A 2,141-nucleotide genomic window follows, 5' to 3' on the forward strand; every position below is an offset into this window, starting at 1 on the left:
CGCCGGCACGTCACCGCTGGATCAGAGGCTCGCGTGGACCAGGGCCCGCGCGGGGCTCGCCCGGGTCAGGCCCGCTTCACCGGTACTCGTCCTCGTCGACGTCCACGACGATCTGCTGTTCCGCGGCGTCGTACTCGTCGACCTCCAGCGACGACGGCCACGACGCCGTGAGCGGCAGCGGATCGCGTGTCAGGACCTCGCGCGCCTGCTCCGCAGCGTCCGCGTCGGACACGTCGGGACGGTCGAGAACGTCATGCACGTCGAGCGGAAGATCCGTCGGTGAGGTCATGGCTTTCTCCTGTCAGCGCCTACGGACTGTGATCCTCTGTACTCTTGCGTTGGCCCTACCGCCGTTTTGGAACCTTCCACCTGGGCGCCGGGCGTACCTGCCGAAGTGGGAAAAGATTGCCGTGTTCTTCGACTCGGTCCGGCACGTCGCCCACCATGAATACCAGCTCATCCGGCCGTGGGCAGGCAACGGCCCGGCCACGGAGCAACCAGGATGGAAACGGTCGGTACAGTAGTGCGCACGGAGAGTGTGCAGAGTGTGGAATTGTGTCGCGATCGTCGTGCGGTGGTTCCCGGGGTCGGGCACTGTCGCTCGTGGCGTACGTCCGTCCGCGATTCGTTCGCCTTTTGTGTCCACATGGCTTCCTTACCCCTCGACGTTGGGAGACCATTGTGGAAGGAGTGTGTTCGCCGGCTGCGGAGCGCGGCCCGCTGGGCCGTGTCCGCCAGTGCGGACGCCTGATCCGGCGCTGTCGTGATCCGGCGCTGTCACCGCCGCGGTATGCCGGTCGGGACAACCCATGAACACGCTCACACTCACAGTAAGGGGCGGGCATGCGGTCGATCTGGAAAGGCGCGATCTCCTTCGGTCTCGTCCGGATTCCGGTCCGGCTCTACCCGGCCACCGAGGACCGGGACGTCTCCTTCCACCAGGTCAGGCGCTGGGACGGGTCCCGCATCCGCTACAAGCGGGTCGCGGCGGCGGACGGCGCCGAAGTGCCCTACTCGGAGATCGCCAAAGGCTACGAGCTGCCCTCCGGGGAGACCGTCGTGCTCACCGACGACGACTTCGCGCACCTGCCGCTGCCCACCTCCCGCACGATCGACGTGCTGGAGTTCGTCCCGCTGGCACAGGTCGACCCGATCTACTTCGCCAGGAGCTACTACGTCGAGCCCGACCGCGGCGGGGTCAGGTCGTACGTGCTCCTGCGCGACGCGCTCGGCGGCTCCGGCCGGGTCGCGCTCGTCAAGATCGCCCTGCGGCAGCGGGAGCAGCTCGCGACCCTGCGGATACGCGGCGACGTGCTCGTCCTGTCGACGATGCTCTGGCCGGACGAGGTGCGCCGGCCGGACTTCCCGTTCCTGGACGAGGAGGTGCGTGTCGGCCCGCAGGAACTGGTCATGGCGCAGACGCTGATCGAGTCGTTGTCCGACGACTTCGACCCGACCCCCTACACCGACGGTTACCGGCAGGCCCTGCAGGCCGTCATCGACGCGAAGGTGTCGGGCAGCGACGTGGTGACCCCGCCGGTCGAGAACGAGACGGCCACCTCCGCGGACGACCTGGTGGCCGTCCTCGCCGCCAGCGTGGCGCGGGCCCACCGCGACCGGCCGCCCGCCGGCGCCGGCCGGGGTACCGGCCGCCCGGCCAGGTCCGCCGCCGGCCCGGCCACCCCCACCACGGACAGAGGCGCCACGGACGGGGCCGGCCCGGACGGTGCGGGGGCGGCCGGTGTCGCCGCCGGCAATGGCAACGGCAATGGCAATGGCAATGGCCGGCAGGACGCGCGGAACGGGAAGAGAGCAGGCGGGCCCAGAGCCGGGGCCGCGGGCCGCAGGTAACGTCACCGCGGACCGGACCGGACCGGACCGGACCGGACCGGACCGGACCGGGGACCGGACCGGACCAGGCGCTGGCGACGGGCCGCGGGCGAGCCGGGCGGCCGGCGTGGCGAGAACCGGGGCATGGCGGGCGGAGGCCACGGAAGTTTCCGCGCGCCGGCGGTGTTGTCGCCATCAGCCCACGGTCCGGGCATGTCGTGTTCACGTCGTCGGCGTCCGCCGCCGTCGGTGATCCATCGGTGGTCTCTGGCGGCGTCCGCCAACGGTGCTCTCTGTCAGCGGCCTCTGTC

2 protein-coding genes are annotated in these 2,141 nt (G+C 70.7%); one reads left to right on the plus strand and one right to left on the minus strand.

All coding sequences use genetic code 11. The features are described from left to right. Window positions 1-76: 76 nt before the first annotated feature. Window positions 77-289, minus strand: a complete 213-nt coding sequence (locus tag AC5LSR_RS19495; RefSeq protein ID WP_250286906.1) for a hypothetical protein — start codon at window positions 287-289, stop codon at window positions 77-79. 554 nt (window positions 290-843) lie between these two features. On the opposite strand from AC5LSR_RS19495, the gene ku reads away from it, so the two are divergent. After that, a complete protein-coding gene (gene ku / locus AC5LSR_RS19500; RefSeq protein WP_493468778.1) occupies window positions 844-1,851 on the plus strand; it encodes a non-homologous end joining protein Ku in 1,008 nt (335 codons plus the stop codon). Window positions 1,852-2,141: the final 290 nt, after the last annotated feature.

The organism is Protofrankia sp. CiP1_Cm_nod4 (genome assembly GCF_982290645.1).

What these genes read in the sequence shown, in the direction of transcription:
- AC5LSR_RS19495 (WP_250286906.1), bottom strand. Translation starts at nt 289, where the DNA reads ATGACCTCACCGACGGATCTTCCGCTCGACGTGCATGACGTTCTCGAC.
- ku (WP_493468778.1), top strand. Translation starts at nt 844, where the DNA reads ATGCGGTCGATCTGGAAAGGCGCGATCTCCTTCGGTCTCGTCCGGATT.